Genomic DNA, 16,065 nt, shown 5'->3' with positions numbered 1-16,065 from the left:
TTTTCCAATTTGCATCGGCCGGTTCGCCTTGCGCTGGCGATCGGGTTTGGGCTGGCAGTCTCCTCCACGGCGACGCTCGCGCAAAGTCCCGCCAAGGGATCGCCGGAGCACATCAAGGCCGTCACCTCCGCGGTCGACGGCGCCTCGATCAAGGCCAACACCGCGACATCGAACGACTGGCCGACCATCGGCCTCGACTACGCGGAAACGCGCTTTTCCAAGCTGAACCAGATCAACACCGACAACGTCAAGAAGCTCGGCCTGGTGTGGAGCTATCCGCTCGAATCCTCCCGCGGTGTCGAGGCAACCCCGGTGGTCGTCGATGGCATCATGTACCAGACGGCCTCCTGGAGCGTGGTCCATGCGATCGACGCCCGAACCGGCAAGAGACTCTGGACCTTCGATCCCGGCATCGACAAGGAGAAGGGCTACAAGGGCTGTTGCGACGTCGTCAATCGCGGCGTGGCGCTCTGGAAGGGCAAGGTTTTCCTCGGCGCCTATGACGGCCGCCTGATCGCGCTCGACGCCGTCACCGGCAAGGTCGTCTGGGAAAAGGACACCATCGTCAGCAAGGAGCACTCCTACACCATCACCGGCGCGCCGCGCGTATTCAACGGCAAGGTCGTGATCGGCAATGGCGGCGCCGAATATGGTGCGCGCGGCTACATCACCGCCTATGACGCCGAGACCGGCAACCAGGCCTGGCGCTGGTTCACGGTGCCCGGCGATCCCTCAAAACCGTTCGAAGATGAATCGATGGCGGCAGCCGCCAAGACCTGGGATCCGGCCGGGAAATACTGGCTCAACGGCGGCGGCGGAACGGCGTGGGACACCATCACCTTCGATCCCGACCTGAACATGGTCTATGTCGGCACCGGCAACGGCTCACCGTGGAATCGGGACATCCGCAGCCCGTCCGGCGGTGACAATCTCTACTTGGCGTCGCTGGTGGCGCTGAACGCCGACACCGGCAAGTACATCTGGCACTATCAGGAAACCCCCGGCGATCATTGGGACTACACATCGACGCAGCCGATGATCCTGGCGGACATCAACATCGATGGCGCGCCAAGGAAGGTCATACTTCATGCGCCGAAGAACGGCTTCTTCTTCGTCGTCGACCGCATCAACGGCAAGTTCATCTCGGCCAAGAACTTCGTCGATGTGAACTGGGCGACCGGTTACGACGCCAATGGTCGGCCGATCGAAGTGCCGGCTGCGCGTGGCAAGGAGCCGTATGACAGCATCCCCGGCCCGTACGGTGCCCATAACTGGCATCCGATGTCGTTCAATCCGCAGACCGGCCTCGTCTATCTGCCTGCGCAGAACATTCCGGTGAACCTGACGCCGGAAAAGGCCTTCAAGCATAATGCACAGGAGCCGGGCAAATTCGGTTCCGCATCCGGCTGGAACGTCGGCTTCATGCTGAACGCGACGCCGCCGAAGGCGCCCGCCTTCGGACGGCTGCTGGCCTGGGATCCGGTCAAGCAGAAGGAGGCCTGGCGCGCGGAATATGTGGCGCCGTGGAACGGCGGCACGCTCACCACCGCGGGCAATCTGGTTTTCCAGGGCACGGCTGACGGACGTTTCATTGCCTACAACGCCACCTCAGGCGAAAAGCTCTGGGAGTCGCCGACCGGCACCGGCGTGGTCGCGGCAGCCTCCACCTACATGCTCGACGGCAAGCAATATGTGTCGATCGCGGTCGGCTGGGGCGGCGTGTTCGGCATCGCCGCACGCGCCACCGAGCTGCGCAGCCCGGGCACGATCTACACCTTCGCGGTCGACGGCAAGGCGCCGCTGCCCGCCTTCGTGAAGTACCAGACCGAAGGCCTGCTCGCCGGCGTCAAGTACGACCCGAAGGACGTGCCCGACGGCACCGCGCTCTATGTCACCGCCTGCGCCCAGTGCCACGGCGTGCCCGGCATCGACAAGGGCGGCAATGTCCGAAACCTCGGCTATGTTCCGAAGGAGACCATCGAGAACCTGAAGGACTTCGTGTTCAAGGGTCCGTTCCGCGACCAGGGTATGCCTGACTTCACCGGCAAGCTGACCGAAGCGGATGTGACGAAGATCGCCGCCTTCATCCAGGGTACGGCGGATGCGATCAGGCCGAAGCCGGCCGAAGCCGCGGGACAGCCGAAGCAATAGCCCAACTCGTCTTGGCCGGGCATAGCCGTCCGAAGGACGGCGTCGCTACCGCTTGCCTATGCCCGGCCATCCACGTCTTCGTTCTTTATGCCGCCAAGACAGGATGCCCGGGACGTAGGCGAGCGGAAGCGACGCCGTCCTTCAGACGGCGATGCCCGGGCATGACGGAGAGTGGGATCCATCCAAACAAAAAGGGCTGCGCGAGGTGATCGCGCAGCCCTTCGTCGTTTCGAAGGCGAACCTTCGGAACACGAGCCTCAGAACATCAGGCCTTCCTTCACCAGCACCCAACGGCCGTTCTTGACCTGCTGGACCTGGGTAACGGTGGTGGCGAGATGGTTGGTCTTCGAGAACACGGTCGGCGGCGAACTGAAGATATCCTGGAACTTGTCACCGGACTCCAACGCGTCGAGCAGCTTCTGACCGGTCAGATCCTTGCCGGCCAGTTTCACGTAATGCGCAAACGTCATTACCGCATTGTAGCCGATGATCGCCTGGGTATTTGCGTCGGTGCCGAAGCTCTTCTTGTAGTTGACGAGCCAGTCCTTCACTTTTCCCTTCGCGGTGTCTTCGTAGGGAATTTCGAAACCTGAAGCGGCATAGAGCCCTTCCACCGCTTCCTTGCCGAGCGCCGGCACTTCGAGCACGTTCACCGGAGTGGCGCCGAGGAAGGTGACATCCCATCCGAGCTTCTTGGCTTCGCTCATCGTGCCGATCGGCTCGCGGAGCACGGCGCCCAGGACGACCAGATCGCAGCTGTCGGATTTCATCTTGGCGACCTGCGCGCTGAAGTCGGAAGCGCCGCGCTTGTAGCTGGTGATGGAGGCCGGTGTGACCTTCATCGCGGTGAGTTGCTGGTTGAAGCCATCGAGCACGTTCTTGCCGTACTCGTCGTCCTGATACATGATGCACGGCTTCTTGAAGTTCTTTGCCTCCATCATGTATTTGACGGCCGCGCGGGTGCTCTCGACGTATGGCAGCAGGTTGTTGAACTTCAGCCGTTCCTGCGGCTTGGCCGGATCGAACTTGAAGGTGAATTCGGCCGCCGTCAGCGGAAACAGCTGCATCACCCCCGCTTCAAGCAAAATGTCCTGCGAGGCGAGCACGGTGGGCGATCCCATCGGGCCGACCATCGCGAAGATCTTGTCGCGCTCGACCATCTTCTGCGACGCCAGCACCGCCTTCTTCGGGTCGTAGCCACTGTCCTCCACGATCAGCTTGATCTTGCGGCCGTTGATACCGCCGGCGGCGTTTACTTCCTCAACCGCCATCTTCATGCCGTTGGAAACCGGAACGCCCCAGCCCTTGATGGGGCCGGACAGATCCTGATGGGTACCGATGACGATCTCGGACGCCGAGATGCCTTCATTGGTTATTTTGGTTTGGGCGTAGGCCGGCAAATGGGTCAGCGCAAGGGCGCTCACCGCAAGGCACAACGCCCTAGACGATTTCGACATTGCAGTCTCCTCTTCGTTGGCCCGTGTTGAGCGAAGGGTGGGGCCTTCTTGTCCTTCGCCGTTTCCGAAAGTCGCGCATTGTGCCACGACCCGTCTACTTCTCGTGAACCAAATCATGCATCACGTCAGAATCGTTATTCGACATAAGTCTCTACCAATTCGCTGCGGCGCCGACGCCACCTATCTCCCGGCCACAAAAAAGAATTCTCTTCTGCCGGAAACAGAGCCGTAACTGAAAGGCTGCTGACGATTATTCGTCGCGGCCATGACATCGTCACGCACGATGTCGAACAGCCGCCGGACTTCGAGACCCGGCTCCATCATCCGCTCGATCAACGCCGAGACAAACGGGCTGTGGCTTCCGTCGCCATCCAGCGCCGTTTCGCCGTGCTTCGCCGCATAGACCAACAGCGTTCCGGCCTCCGGCTCGACCCGCGCAAAACCGCGGCCGATCGAGCGAGTTGCGGCCGTCCGGCGCATCTGGCTCGCAAACGGATTGTCGCGGCAAGCGTCGAGAAGAACAAGGCGCAGCTTTTTTGCACCCTCGACGGCGTTCATGACCTTTTCGATCCGGATTGCCTCATATTCAATGTCTCGGTCCGTCAGCAACTTGGCATCGACCGGAATCAGGTAGTTCGTGCCGCCCATTTCCATGCCGTGGCCTGCGAAATAGATGACAGCCCAGTCAGCGTCGTCAGCGTCGCCTGCGAACGCACGCAACGTGTCCGTAAGCTTCTCTCGGGTGAGATCGACTTCGACCACGACTTTCTGGAAACCAAGATCGCGGAACGCCTTACCCATGGCGCCCGCATCATGCGAAGGATTTGACAGAGGCGCCGCGCCTTTATAGGCGGAATTGCCTATCGCCAGCGCGACGCGTCGTCCGAAATCCGCACCGGCCGGCGAGGGCGCCGGCAAGATCGAGGTCTGTGGCGGCGCCACCACGACCTGGGTTGAGGGCCGGGTAGCAGCAGTTTCGGGCGAAACCGCAGGTGCAGTGGACATGGCCGGCGTTCCGGAAGGCTCGACGCTATCCTTCAACGTCACCCAGCGGCCGCCCTTGATTTGCTGGACCCGTGTCACGGTGCTGGCAAGGTGATCGGTCTTCGAGAATCTGGTTGGCGCTGAACCAAAGATATCCAGGAACTGGTCGCCGGACTCCAGGGAGTCCAGCATCTTCTGCCCGGTCAGATCCCGGCCTGCTCTTTTCGCGTAGTGCGCGAACGTCGTAACGGCATTGTATCCGATGATCGCTTGCAGGCGGGCGTCGGACCCGAACATCCTGCTGTAGTCAGTCAGCCAGTCCTTCGCTCTCCCCTTGGCCGTGTCGGGATAGGGCATTTCAATGCCTGATGCGGCATAAAGGCCATCGACCGTTTTCCCGCCGCGCGTCGGCACTTCCTGCACGTTGGTGGGTGTCGCGCCGAGGAACGTGACGTCCCAGCCGAGCTTCCTGGCTTCGCCCATCGCGCCGATGGTTTCGCGAATTGCGGTACCGAGCACGACGAGGTCGCAGCCGTCGGCTTTCATCTTGACGACCTGCCCGCCGAAGTCGGTGGCGCCCCGCCTGTGGCTAACGATCGAGGCCGGCGTCAGTCTCATCGCTGCGACTTGCTGGGTAAAGCCTTCGAGCACGTTTTTTCCGTACTCGTCGTCCTGGTGCATCACGCAGGGCTTCTTGAAGTTCTTCGTCCTGCCCAAATAAGCGAGTGCGGAGCGGATGCTGTCGGCGTAGGGCAGCTGGTTGCTGAATTTCAAACGCTCCTGCGGCCTTGCCGGGTCGAAGCGATAGGTGAACTCGGCAGCAGGCATCGGAAACAGTTGCAGTACGCCGGCATCGAACAAGACATCCTGCGCAGCCAGTACAGTCGGCGAACCCATCGGGCCGACCATGGCGAAAATCTTGTCCTGCTCGACCAGCTTTTTCGTCGCCAGCACCGCCTTGTTCGGATCGTAGCCATTGTCTTCGACAATGAGCCGCAGTTTGCGCCCGTTAATGCCGCCTGCGGCGTTGATTTCCGTGGCGGCCATCTTCATGCCGTTGGAAACCGGAAGGCCCCAGACCTTGATCGGGCCGGACAAATCCTGATGGGTGCCGATGACGATCTCGGTGCCAGAAATGCCCTGATTTGTCACCCTGGTCTGCGTCGACGCGGGCAGATGGGTCGACAGCAGGACAACCACGGCCAAGCACAGGGCCGTGGACAATCTCGACATCGATTTATCTGCCAGTGCCTTCATTGCGCAAAGGGCCCTCTCACCCTCGCCGCCTCCAAAAAACCCTGCTCAAGAGGCAGCACCTCACGCCACCGCCCGTTCGCCGTACATGGCGCCGATCTCGGCCGCGTAACGCTTGTTCACAAAGCTGCGCTTCAATTTCATGGTCGGCGTCAATTCCTCATCCTCGGGCGTCAGCTGACGCTCGATCAGGAAAAATTTCTTGATGGTCTCGACCCGCGCGAAGTTGACGTTGACCGCCTCGATCTCGCGCTGGATCAGGTCCTGGATCTCGGGCGCGCGGCACAGGCTCGCGTAATTGGTAAAGGGAATGTCGTGGTCCTGCGCGAACTTCTCGACATTCTCCTGGTCGATCATGATGAGACAGGTGAGGAACGGCCGCTTGTCGCCGATCACCACCGCGTCGGAGACGTAGGGCGAGAACTTCAGCTGGTTCTCGATCTCGGACGGCGTGACGTTCTTGCCGCCCGAGGTGATGATGATGTCCTTCATCCGGTCGGTGATCTTGACGAAGCCCTCATTGTCGATCGAACCGACGTCGCCGGTGTGCAGCCAGCCTTTGGCGTCGATGGTCTCGGCGGTCTTTTCCGGCTGGTTGAGATAGCCCATGAACAGGAAGTCGCCCTTGATCAGGATTTCGCCTTGCGGGGAAATCGCGACCTCGCCCCAGGGCGCGGCCTTGCCGACCGAACCCAGCTTCATGCGGTCGGGCGGCATCACGGTGGCCACACCGCAATTCTCGGTCTGGCCGTAGACCTCGCGCATGTCGATGCCGAGCGCGAGATACCAGCGGATCAAATCCGGCGCGATCGGCGCAGCCCCGGTGAAGGCCAGACGGCAGCGATCGAGCCCGAGCATGCGGCGGATGTTGCGGAACACCAGCCAATAGGCGAACTGATTGGCGATCCGCAAGGTCAGCGGCGGCGTTTCACCCTCGAGCTTGCTCTCGGTCACGCGATTGCCGATTCCCAGCGCCTGGCGGTACATCCAGTTCTGGAACGGCGTCGCGTCCTTGAGTGCAATCGTGATCCCGGAATAGAATTTTTCCCAGATCCGCGGCACCGCCAGGAACGCGGTCGGCTGCACCTCGCGCAGATTGTCCGGCACGGTTTCCGGGCTTTCGGCAAAATTCATCACCGAGCCCAGCGCCAGCGAAATGTAATAGCCACCGATCCGCTCGGCGACGTGGCAGAGCGGCAGGAACACCAGCCGCTCTTCGGCGTCGGTGGAGGGGAACAGATCGTTGGCGTGGCGCATCTGGTGCGTGACGCTGCGGTTGGAATGCATCGCGCCCTTGGGCGGACCGGTCGTGCCTGACGTGTAGACGAGGATGGCCAGATCACCCGCGCCTCGGCTTGCGATCATCGTATCCCACAGAGCCGGATCGTCGTGGCTGTGATTGCGCCCGAGGGCGGTGAATTCGGCCAGCGACATCACCATCGGGTCGCTGAAGCCAGAGAGGCCCTCCATGTCGAACACGACGATCTTCTGCAAAGTCGGGCAGCGTTCGCGGCAGGACAGGATCTTGTCGAGCTGCTCTTCATCCTCGGCGAAGATCACGCGTGTAGAGGAATCGTTGATGAGGTATTCGACCTGGACCGAGGAGTCGGTCGGATAGATCCCGGACGAGACGCCGCCGGCGCAGAGGATGCCCATGTCGGCATACACCCATTCGGGAACCGCGTTCGCGATGATCGACGCGACGTCGCCCGGCTTGAAGCCGGTGGCATGCAAGGCGTAAGCGATATCCTTCGATATCTGCAGCCACTGCCGCCAGCTGGTCGGCTGCCAGATGCCGAACGTCTTTTCGCGGATCGCCGGCCGGTCGCCGCGCGTTTCCACCGCCAGCAAAAAGCTCTTCGCGATCGTGTCGGCGACCGTCAGCACTGCCGGTCTGGCCATGCGTCTTCCTCCCTCTCTCGCCTGCGTCCGACGCCGGTCTTGTCAGCCGGTCTTGTTGTCGAGGCAGGCTCGAATTTAGCTCCAAATCACTAGGAACGCCAATGTCTTAACTGCGTCGTTTAGCGCCATGTCTTCTTCTTTTTCCAGCGCCGTTCGCCACGGGCGCCCTCTTCCTTGGCGCCAAGATAGAATTCCTGGATGTCCTTTGAATGCATCAGCCGCTCGCAGCTGTCGTTCATGACGACACGGCCGATTTCCAGCACATAGCCATAGTGCGCCGTCTCCAGCGCCACCTTGGCGTTCTGCTCGACCAGCAGGATCGACATGCCCTGCTCTTGGTTGACGCGCTTGATGATGGTGAAAATCTCCTTCACCAGAATCGGCGACAGCCCGAGCGAGGGTTCGTCCAGCAGCAACAGCGTCGGCCGGTTCATCAACGCGCGCCCGATCGCCAGCATCTGCTGCTCGCCGCCGGAGAGCTGTCCGGCCGGCTGGTTGATGCGCTCCTTCAGCCGCGGGAAATAGCCGTAGACCCGTTCGAGATCCTCGGCGACGCCGTCGCGATCCCTGCGCGGATAGGCGCCCATCATCAGGTTCTCGCGCACGGAGAGGAACGGGAACACTTCGCGCCCCTCCGGCACGTGGCTTAGGCCCAGCCGCACGATCTTGTCGGCTTCCACGCGCTGGATCGATTTGCCCAGAAATTCGATCGAGCCCTTCTGCGGATCGAGGATGCCGGAAATGGTTTTCAGAACGGTGGTCTTGCCGGCGCCGTTGGCGCCGAGCAGTGTGACGATCTTGCCACGCGGCACTTCGAGGCTGATGCCCCTGATCGCCTGAATCGGTCCGTAATAGCTCTCGATATTGCTGAGCTTCAGGATGATGTCGGGAGCGCTCATGGCATCATCCTCATGCGCCGAGATAGGCCGCGACGACGTCGGGATGGCGCTGCACTTCGGAGGGTGACCCCATCGCGATCACCTTGCCGTAGTTCAGTGCGATCACCCGGTCCGACACCCGGTTCACCAGCGACATGTCGTGCTCGACCATCAGCACGGTGATGCCGAGGTCGGTCTTCAGGTCGCGGATCCAGAACGACATGTCGCCGGTCTCCTCGACGTTCAGCCCGGAGGACGGCTCGTCGAGCAGGATCAGTTTCGGCTCCGAGCACAGCGCGCGCGCGAGCTCGATCACCTTGCGGACGCCGTAGGGCAGCCCCGAGATCAGCTTGTCGCGATAGACTTCGAGGTCGAGGAACTCGATCACCTGCTCGACGCGGCGGCGATGCGCCTTTTCGTGGGCGCGCACGGTCGGCAGGAACAGCAACTCCTGCCACAGCTGAGTGGTGGAGTGGCGGTGCCGACCGACCAGGAGATTGCTCAGCATCGTCGCGTTCTCGAACAATTCGATGTTCTGGAAGGTGCGGGCAATGCCGAGGCCGGCAATTTCGTAAGCCGGCTGCTGGGTGATGTCCTGATCCTCGAAGTAGATCTTGCCCGAGGTCGGCGGGTAAATGCGCGAGATCAGATTGAAGATCGAGCTCTTGCCCGCGCCGTTGGGGCCGATGATCGAGAGGATCTCGCCCTTCTCCACCGCGAAGCTGACGGCATCGACCGCCTTGAGGCCACCGAAGTGCAAGGACAGGTCTTCGGCCCGGAAATAGGTCATCGGTTCCGCTCCGACTTCACATAGATTTTCTGCCGCTTGAAAGTGGCGCGCTTGTAGAGCGGGAACAGCTGGAAGAAGAGCTTTATCTTCAGCCAGCGTCCGTAGAGGCCAAGCGGCTCGAACAGCACGAACAGCACGATGATCAGGCCGTAGATCGCGCCCTTGAGGCCGTTGGCGGAGGCGATGGCGGCGGCCTTGTCCTGAATGTGAGACGCGCTCTCCTTGCCCGCGCCAAACGTCGAGGCGACGCCCGCGATCATGCCGGGCAAGTCGTCCTTCAGATAGGTCAGGAGCGGATCGATCATGACCAGGAAGATCGCGCCCAGCACCGCGCCGTGCAGACTGAACGAGCCGCCGATCAGGATCACGATGATGAACTCGATCGAGAGCAGCAGCGTGAACATTTCCGGGCTGATGAAGGACAGTTTGTGGGCGAACAGGCAGCCTGCGAATCCGGTGATCGCGGCGCTGATCGCAAACGACTTCACCTTGTAGAGCGAGACGTTGATGCCCATGCTGCGCGCCGCCGTCTCGCTGTCGCGGATCGCGACGAAGGCGCGGCCGGTCGGCGAACGCAGGAGATTGAGTGTGCCGACAATGGTCAGGATCAGGAAGCCCAGACAAAGAAAATAGAAGGTCGGGCTATCGCGCGATATCGCCATGCCGAACACCTGCATGGTCTTGACGCGCATGCCCTCATTGCCATGGGTCACGCTTTCCCAGCGCGCCAGGATTTCCTCGACGATGAAGGCAAAGGAAATCGTCGCAATGACGAGATAGATGCCCTGCAGCCGCAGCGCCGGGAATCCGACCAGCGCGCCGACCACGCCGGTCAGCAGGCCTGCGGCCAGGAAATACACCGGGAACGGGACGTTGTATTGCTGCAGGAAGGCCGCCGTATAGGCGCCGATGGCGAGGAAGGCGGCGTGGCCCAGCGACGCCTGCCCGGTGAAGCCCGTCAGGATCATCAGCCCGACGCCGACGGTGGCGTAGATGCAGACGAACACCAGCTGGCTCATGATATAGCTGGAGAGCACGAACGGCGCGACCGCCAGCAATGCCAGCAGCACGCCGTAGGTGACCAGGTAGCCGCTGTGCGGCATCAGCCGGATGTCGTCTTCATAGTCGGTCTTGAAGAGAAAACGCATCGCTGCCCCTAAACCTTCTTGCGCGTGTGCACGCCGAACAGACCTTCGGGCTTGAGCAGCAACACGACGAGGAGAACGAGGTAAGGCGCGACGTCTTTCCAGCCTTGCGGCAGATAGAAGCCGGCCATGCTCTCAATCACGCCGATCAGGATGCCACCGACCACCGCACCCGGAATCGATCCGAAACCGCCAAGCACCGCGGCGGGGAACGCCTTCAATCCCAGCACCAGCCCGACGTTGGAATGAATGAAGGTGATCGGCGCCAGCAACACGCCGGCGGCGGTTGCGACCGCGGCGCTGATCGCCCAGACGATCGACACCACCCGCTTGACCGGGATGCCCATGTAATAGGCAGCCAGCATGTTCTCGGAACTGGCGCGCATCGCCGTGCCGAGCGTGGTGCGGTTGAAGAACAGATAGAGCAGCCCGCAAAGGATGACGGTCGCGGCGATCACCGAGAGCTTGTCGTGGGCCAGCACCAGCGAGCCGATCCGCAACACGCCCTGGCTGAACGGCGTCTCGATCTTGAGATCGTCGGTGCCCCAGATCATGCCGGCGATGGAGCGCAGGAAATATCCGAGCCCGATCGTCGCCATGATGATGGAAAACTGGGGATAGCCGAGGATCGGACGCACCACCACGCGTTCGGCCAGCATGCCAAACAGCGCCATGCAGATGACAGCGCCGGCGAATCCGAGCCAGTAGTTAAGGCCGAGCATACCGATGAAAGTGAAGGCGAAGAAACCGCCCAGCATCATCAAATCGCCCTGGGCGAAATTGACGACCTCCGTGGCCTTGTACACCAGCACGAAGCCGAGCGCGATCAGGCCGTAAACGCAGCCAAGTGCGATGCCACTCACCAGTTGCTGAACGAAGTCCAGCATTGATTCCCCTCCCCCGGATGCCCCGCGATTCTACGGATCGCCTTAACGCATCCTGTCTTCGCGCTCTTGTGTCGAAGCGCTGAAGCCACATATGTCCGTCCCCATTGAGACCAAAGCGCCGACGACTGTCAACAGAGCGCTGGTTGCGGCCCGCGTTAACAATTGCGCAGAAATGCCGCAGGGCGGAAGTTGGCTTCGAAGTGGCCTTGGAAGTTGCCTTGGAAGCGTTCATATCGGCGCGATTTGGGGTCTTCGATTCACCGCCCCGAAAGTTCTTGGGTCCATGGTTCGCGGCGACACATGAAACCCGGACTGTCCCGACCTCATGAACCCCGATGTATCAGCGCTGCAGGTGCGAGGGTTAACGAAGCGTTTTGACCGCCCTGCGGTCGATGCGCTCGATCTCACCGTCCACCGCGGCGAATTCTACGCCCTGCTCGGCCCCAACGGTGCCGGCAAGACCACGACGTTGCGCATGGTGGCCGGGCTGCTGCGACCCGACGCCGGCGCGGTCTCGATATTAGGCATCGATGCGCTCGCCGATCCCGCCGCCGCCAAGCAGATCATGGCGTGGGTGTCGGACGAGCCGATGATTTATGACAAGCTGACGCCACTGGAATATCTCGAATTCGTTGCCGGCCTCTGGGGCGTCGATGCTTCGATTGCCGAATCCTCCGCGCAGGATCTCTTGCTGTCGCTCGGGCTTCAGCCGCATCTGCACGAACGCTGCGAAGGCTTTTCGAAAGGCATGCGCCAGAAGGTGGCGCTGGCGGGTGCGCTGGTCCACGACCCCCGCCTGATCATCCTCGATGAACCGCTCACCGGCCTCGACGCGCTGTCTGCGCGTCACGTCAAGGGATTGCTGCAGGCACGCGTCCGCGCCGGCTGCACCGTGATCATGACGACGCATATTCTCGAAGTCGCCGAACGGATGGCCGACCGGATCGGCGTCATCGCCGCGGGCCGGCTGGTGGCCGAAGGAACGCTCACCGAATTGCGCCAGCAGAACGGCCGCAACGACACCAGCCTCGAAGACATGTTCATTGCACTTGTCGACACCGACGCGGCCGCATGAGTTCGGCCGCTGATCTCACCTGGTTTGCCCGCCACGAAATCCGGCTGGCATGGCGCGAATGGCTCGCCATGATGACGGGCGCGCGGCGAAAACGAACGCGCGCCGTGATCGGGCTGCTCGTGCTCGCCGCCTTCCTGCACCTGCCGGCCTATGCGGTGATCGGCCGCTTTGCCGATCTGCAAGCGCCGCTCGACAAGCCGACGCTGATCGTGATGTCGGCAACGATCTTCCTGGCCTGGGCCCTGATGCTGTCGCAGGCGATCGAATCGGTGACACGCGTGTTCTATGCGCGCGCCGACCTCGATCTGATCATGTCCTCGCCGGTCAGGCTGACCAACATCTTCTCGGTGCGGATCGCGTCAATCGCGCTCTCGGTCACGGCCATGGCGCTGCTGTTATCGAGCCCCTTCGTCGACGTTCTCATGATCGGCGGCGGCATCAGGTGGATTTCCGCGTTTGGCGTCGTCATCGCCATTGGCCTGTCGGCCGCGGCGGTTGCGATCGCAATCACGGTATTGTTGTTTCGCTTGATCGGTCCGAGCCGGACGCGGCTCGCTGCGCAAATTCTCGCCGCCGTCATCGGCGCGGGTTTTGTCATCGCGCTCCAGGTCGCCGCGATCCTCTCCTACGGCACGCTGTCGCGGTTCACGGTGCTGACGTCGGACGCCGCCGCGGCCTATGCTCCCGATTTCGACAGTCCGCTGTGGTGGCCGGCGCGCGCCGCGATCGGTGACGGCGAAATGCTCTCGCTTCTGCTGGCCGGCAGCCTCGTGCTGCTCGGCGGCGTGATGGCGGTCTTCTCGCCGAAATTTGCCGGCACCGTCGTCAGCGCTTCGGCAACGGCAACGACGATCCGTCGCGGGTCGCGCGCGACCTCGTTTCGCCGCGGTTCGCGGCAGGCCGCGCTGCGCTGGAAGGAGTTCATGCTGCTGCGGCGCGATCCCTGGCTGGTGTCGCAGAGCCTGATGCAATTGCTGTATCTGGTGCCGCCGGCGCTGATGCTGTGGCGCAGCTTCTCCGATAGTTCGGCCGCGACCGTGCTGGTCACGCCTGTGATCGTGATGGCGGCCGGACAACTCGCCGGCGGTCTCGCCTGGCTGACGATTTCAGGCGAGGACGCGGCAGATCTGGTCGCCACCGCCCCGATGCCGCCCGGCAGCGTGATCCGCGCCAAGGTCGAGGTGGTGATGATCGCGATCGGCGTCATCTTCGCTCCCTTGGTGGCTGCACTGGCCTTGGCCTCACCCCTACAGGCAGCGGTCACTGCCATCTTCGTCGTCATCGCCACCGTGTCGGCGGCCGCGATCCAGCTCTGGTTTCGCGTCCAGGCCAAGCGCAGCCAGTTTCGCCGCCGCCAGACCTCGTCACGCATCGCGACATTTGCCGAAGCGTTCTGCTCGATCGGATGGGCGGCGACCGCGATCCTCGCCGTCACAATCCCGATCGCTGCCGTCATCAGCGGCGCCATGACCGCGCTGATGCTGGCAGGGACGTGGAAGATCAGCCCGCGAAGGGATTGATGCGGAAGCGTCCGGCATTCAGCCGTGAACCTCGGCAGACCGAACCCCGACAAAGCGATATCCTATTGAAGTTGAGGGCAGATTTCCGGCAGGCCAGACTGGCTGGAAGGACGCGCCACCAGCATCGATTCGTTTGGCTGGCTAGGCTATCTTGCCGAAGCACTACCGCGGCACCATGTGGCGGGAACGAGCACGCAGGAGAGGAAGCGCGATGAGCGAAGCCATCAATGTCCCGGCGGTCATGGTGGACGCATCCGCGGTCGCGCGGATCAAGTCGGAGATCGACATCTCCGACCGGTCGCGCATCGTTACCTTCGGCGATCGCGCGCAGCGATCGGTCGTTGAGTTCGCGGACCGCATCCTCGCCCAAACCCAGAACCGGGAGCTCGGGACAACAGGCAAATTGTTGTCGGACATCCTGGGCAAGGCGCGTGGGCTCGATCCGGCGACGCTCAAGGACAGCGGCTTTTTCACGCGCCTGTTCTCCTCGATGGAATCGCGCTTGCGGCGGTTCTCCGAACAGTTCGGCGACGTCGCCTCCCAGATCGACCGCGTCTGCGTCGAACTCGACCGCAACAAGGAAACCTTGCGGCGCGATATCGCCGTGATGGACGAACTGCACGAACAAACCAAGGCATCGCTCGGCGACCTCGATTCGCATATCGCCGCCGGCAAGGCCTTTGCCGAGGACTTCCGCCGTGGCCGGCTGGTCGAACTGGAGCAGGCCGTGAAGGCGGCCGGCGAAGGCAGCGACGCCTTGCTGGCGGCGCAAACCTATCAGGATGCCGCGCAGGCGCTCGACCGGCTCGAGAAGCGCGTCTTCTATCTGCAGCAGGCGCGCCAGATCGGCATTCAACAGCTGCCGCAGATCCGTATCGCGCAGTCCGGCGACGAGACCCTGATCGAGAACCTGCAGGCGACCACCGAACTCGCGATCCCGGTCTGGAAGCAGAAGATGATCCTGCTGCTCGGCCTCACCCGCCAGAGGTCCGCGCTGGACTTGCAGACGACCGTCACCGACGCCACCAACGAGATGATGAAACAGGCCTCGGAGATGATGAAGACCCAGGCGATCGAGATCGAAAAGCAATCACAGCGCGGCATCATCGATATCGCGACGCTGGAGAAAACCAATAGCGATCTGGTCGACACGATTTCGGGCGTCCTCAACGTCCAGGCGGAAGGTCGCAAGAAACGCGCCGAGATCGAGCAGCGGATGGCGCAATTGACCGACGAGTTGAAGTCAGCGATGTCCAAGTCGACGACATGAGGTCCGCGATGCGACGTTGCCTTGCCGGCCTGCGGTTCGCGCTGGCGCTCGGCGTTTCGCGCGGTGCGAGGCTATAACGGAATGCTAACAGGCTTTTCAGCCATGAACTGGATCGCGGGCGGCGCCACGGCAGCCGTCCTGCTGCCGGTGCTGGCGATCGGCGCGGGCATGCCGTTCTGGGTCGCCTGCATCGTCAGCCTGGCGGCGGGCGGCGGGCTGGTGACGGCATTTTCGCCGCGCAAACCGTTCGAAAGGCTGGATGCCAGCGGGGCCGCGCGGGGCAGAATCGAATTCGCGCGGGAACTGCTGACCGACGCCGAGCCGCTGGCGGTGCGGCTGGAAGTCGCCGTGAGTTCGATCGGCACGCCCAAGGTCGCCGACCGCGTGCGCCATCTGGCGCAGGTTTCCCGCGAGATCTTCGCGGGTGTCGAAGATGACCCGCTGCGCGTCGACCTGGTGCGGCGCTTCCTCACCTATTATTTGCCGCGGGCAGCCGAACTCGCCGAGGCCTACGCGCTGCTTGAAAAGGGCGGCCGCGACATGACACGTATCACCGCGACCGCTGAACTGATCGACCGGCTCGATGTCGCGTTCACCCATTACGCGCGGAGTTTGCAGAGTGCCGACCTCGGCAATCTGGACATTGAGCTCAAACTGCTGAAGAGCTCGCTCGACGAGGACCTCGGGCCACCGCCGCAACTCGGCGCTCCCTCGGGTCCAGGGAAAGGGAGAGCCTGATGGCTAGATTGGAT

Annotated in this window: 12 protein-coding genes; 5 read left to right on the top strand and 7 right to left on the bottom strand. The window is 62.4% G+C overall.

What is annotated here, in order from left to right; genetic code table 11:
- Window positions 1–39 precede the first annotated feature (39 nt).
- Window positions 40–2,151 (top strand): PQQ-dependent dehydrogenase, methanol/ethanol family, encoded by a 2,112-nt coding sequence (locus tag ABIE49_RS24855; RefSeq protein WP_502916003.1) that lies wholly within the window; start codon window positions 40–42, stop codon window positions 2,149–2,151.
- A gap of 257 nt (window positions 2,152–2,408) precedes the next feature.
- Here the strand turns inward: ABIE49_RS24855 and ABIE49_RS24850 are convergent, their stop codons facing one another.
- The 7 genes from ABIE49_RS24850 to ABIE49_RS24820 form a co-directional block, all read right to left on the bottom strand.
- Window positions 2,409–3,608, bottom strand: coding sequence for an ABC transporter substrate-binding protein (locus ABIE49_RS24850; RefSeq protein WP_192737016.1), 1,200 nt, complete (start codon window positions 3,606–3,608; stop codon window positions 2,409–2,411).
- A gap of 180 nt (window positions 3,609–3,788) precedes the next feature.
- Window positions 3,789–5,825 (bottom strand): ABC transporter substrate-binding protein, encoded by a 2,037-nt coding sequence (locus ABIE49_RS24845; RefSeq protein ID WP_354066967.1) that lies wholly within the window; start codon window positions 5,823–5,825, stop codon window positions 3,789–3,791.
- A gap of 84 nt (window positions 5,826–5,909) precedes the next feature.
- Complete coding sequence (locus tag ABIE49_RS24840) at window positions 5,910–7,748, bottom strand: AMP-dependent synthetase/ligase (protein WP_192737015.1); 1,839 nt, start codon at window positions 7,746–7,748, stop codon at window positions 5,910–5,912.
- Window positions 7,749–7,867: 119 nt separating this feature from the next.
- On the bottom strand, window positions 7,868–8,647 hold the full coding sequence (locus ABIE49_RS24835) for an ABC transporter ATP-binding protein (protein ID WP_192737014.1): 780 nt from the start codon (window positions 8,645–8,647) through the stop codon (window positions 7,868–7,870).
- 10 nt (window positions 8,648–8,657) lie between these two features.
- Window positions 8,658–9,416 carry an ABC transporter ATP-binding protein gene (locus tag ABIE49_RS24830; RefSeq protein ID WP_192737013.1) on the bottom strand — a complete coding sequence of 253 codons (759 nt, stop codon included), beginning with the start codon at window positions 9,414–9,416 and terminating at the stop codon, window positions 8,658–8,660.
- A complete protein-coding gene (locus ABIE49_RS24825; protein ID WP_192737012.1) occupies window positions 9,413–10,564 on the bottom strand; it encodes a branched-chain amino acid ABC transporter permease in 1,152 nt (383 codons plus the stop codon). The genes ABIE49_RS24830 and ABIE49_RS24825 overlap by 4 nt, the downstream gene beginning before the upstream one ends.
- 8 nt (window positions 10,565–10,572) lie before the next feature.
- Window positions 10,573–11,448 carry a branched-chain amino acid ABC transporter permease gene (locus ABIE49_RS24820; RefSeq protein ID WP_192737011.1) on the bottom strand — a complete coding sequence of 292 codons (876 nt, stop codon included), beginning with the start codon at window positions 11,446–11,448 and terminating at the stop codon, window positions 10,573–10,575.
- Between the two features lie 325 nt (window positions 11,449–11,773).
- Here ABIE49_RS24820 and ABIE49_RS24815 point away from each other — a divergent pair, with 325 nt between their 5' ends.
- The 4 genes from ABIE49_RS24815 to ABIE49_RS24800 all read left to right on the top strand — a co-directional run bounded on the left by ABIE49_RS24815 (window position 11,774) and on the right by ABIE49_RS24800 (window position 16,051).
- On the top strand, window positions 11,774–12,523 hold the full coding sequence (locus ABIE49_RS24815; protein ID WP_192737010.1) for an ABC transporter ATP-binding protein: 750 nt from the start codon (window positions 11,774–11,776) through the stop codon (window positions 12,521–12,523).
- A complete protein-coding gene (locus tag ABIE49_RS24810) occupies window positions 12,520–14,043 on the top strand; it encodes a permease (protein ID WP_192737009.1) in 1,524 nt (507 codons plus the stop codon). The genes ABIE49_RS24815 and ABIE49_RS24810 overlap by 4 nt, the downstream gene beginning before the upstream one ends.
- 211 nt (window positions 14,044–14,254) lie before the next feature.
- Window positions 14,255–15,313, top strand: coding sequence for a toxic anion resistance protein (locus tag ABIE49_RS24805; RefSeq protein ID WP_192737008.1), 1,059 nt, complete (start codon window positions 14,255–14,257; stop codon window positions 15,311–15,313).
- Window positions 15,314–15,415: 102 nt separating this feature from the next.
- Window positions 15,416–16,051, top strand: coding sequence for a 5-bromo-4-chloroindolyl phosphate hydrolysis family protein (locus ABIE49_RS24800; RefSeq protein WP_354066966.1), 636 nt, complete (start codon window positions 15,416–15,418; stop codon window positions 16,049–16,051).
- Window positions 16,052–16,065: the final 14 nt, after the last annotated feature.

Source organism: Bradyrhizobium sp. OAE829, assembly GCF_040546575.1.
GTDB lineage: Bacteria > Pseudomonadota > Alphaproteobacteria > Rhizobiales > Xanthobacteraceae > Bradyrhizobium.
This window is presented reverse-complemented; position numbering and strand designations above follow the sequence as displayed.

What these genes read in the sequence shown, in the direction of transcription:
- ABIE49_RS24850 (WP_192737016.1), bottom strand. Translation starts at nt 3,608, where the DNA reads ATGTCGAAATCGTCTAGGGCGTTGTGCCTTGCGGTGAGCGCCCTTGCG.
- ABIE49_RS24810 (WP_192737009.1), top strand. Translation starts at nt 12,520, where the DNA reads ATGAGTTCGGCCGCTGATCTCACCTGGTTTGCCCGCCACGAAATCCGG.
- ABIE49_RS24845 (WP_354066967.1), bottom strand. Translation starts at nt 5,825, where the DNA reads ATGTCGAGATTGTCCACGGCCCTGTGCTTGGCCGTGGTTGTCCTGCTG.
- ABIE49_RS24835 (WP_192737014.1), bottom strand. Translation starts at nt 8,647, where the DNA reads ATGAGCGCTCCCGACATCATCCTGAAGCTCAGCAATATCGAGAGCTAT.
- ABIE49_RS24820 (WP_192737011.1), bottom strand. Translation starts at nt 11,448, where the DNA reads ATGCTGGACTTCGTTCAGCAACTGGTGAGTGGCATCGCACTTGGCTGC.
- ABIE49_RS24840 (WP_192737015.1), bottom strand. Translation starts at nt 7,748, where the DNA reads ATGGCCAGACCGGCAGTGCTGACGGTCGCCGACACGATCGCGAAGAGC.
- ABIE49_RS24805 (WP_192737008.1), top strand. Translation starts at nt 14,255, where the DNA reads ATGAGCGAAGCCATCAATGTCCCGGCGGTCATGGTGGACGCATCCGCG.
- ABIE49_RS24800 (WP_354066966.1), top strand. Translation starts at nt 15,416, where the DNA reads ATGAACTGGATCGCGGGCGGCGCCACGGCAGCCGTCCTGCTGCCGGTG.
- ABIE49_RS24825 (WP_192737012.1), bottom strand. Translation starts at nt 10,564, where the DNA reads ATGCGTTTTCTCTTCAAGACCGACTATGAAGACGACATCCGGCTGATG.
- ABIE49_RS24815 (WP_192737010.1), top strand. Translation starts at nt 11,774, where the DNA reads ATGAACCCCGATGTATCAGCGCTGCAGGTGCGAGGGTTAACGAAGCGT.
- ABIE49_RS24830 (WP_192737013.1), bottom strand. Translation starts at nt 9,416, where the DNA reads ATGACCTATTTCCGGGCCGAAGACCTGTCCTTGCACTTCGGTGGCCTC.